The sequence below is a fragment of the Vibrio sp. 378 genome, from assembly GCF_033339435.1.
Genome location: NZ_JAWOUO010000591.1, coordinates 1 through 682, shown reverse-complemented (window position 1 = coordinate 682; position 682 = coordinate 1). Strand labels below are relative to the sequence as shown.

Here is a 682-nt window from a genome sequence, read left to right as displayed (position 1 = left end):
GAGCTGCCATTACGTATTCGCGTGCAGATTCTTTGTAAGTCATGGTACGCATGTACCATGTCATCCCCATCCATCCAAACAACACGTTGATGGCGACAAAGAGCGTGAAAGTCGGTTGAACGATGGACACCAAAATCATAATGACGTACAGGAATGGCACCATTGACCAAACCTCAATTAAACGTTGGACAAATAGGTCGAACTTGCCGCCCCAGAAGCCCATGGCACAGCCTACAGCGGTACCAATAGCGTAGGACACCGCCATCGTTAACAACGCAAACCCCATCGCAGTACGGAAGCCATACACCAAGCGCGCTAAAATATCGCGACCAATAACGTCAGTACCTAGATAGTGTTTATTCTCAGCGCTTGGCGCGGTCGGAGGGAAATCGCCACTGAAGTCTTGTTCGTATGGGTTCCAAGGAACGATAGGTAGAATCACAAAGTTGTCCCCCCCCTCTTCCTCAAAGACTTGTTGGAGAACTCGGTAATCAGCTTCACTTGAAGAATCTTGACCGAACTCGCTACCTAAACGAACGTCACTGACAACCGGAAAGTAGTAACTACCATCGTACTTAACGATCAACGCTTTACTGTTGATTAACAGCTCGGCAAATAGTGAAAGAATCAACATGATAGATAAGATCACAAACGACCAATAACCACGTTTAATTTCTTTAAA

1 protein-coding gene is annotated in these 682 nt (G+C 46.2%); it reads right to left on the bottom strand.

Going from position 1 to position 682, the window contains the following annotated elements:
* Window positions 1-682, bottom strand: a 682-nt coding sequence (locus R7Q48_RS27720; protein WP_318133493.1) for an ABC transporter permease subunit, incomplete at both ends; no start/stop codon positions are given.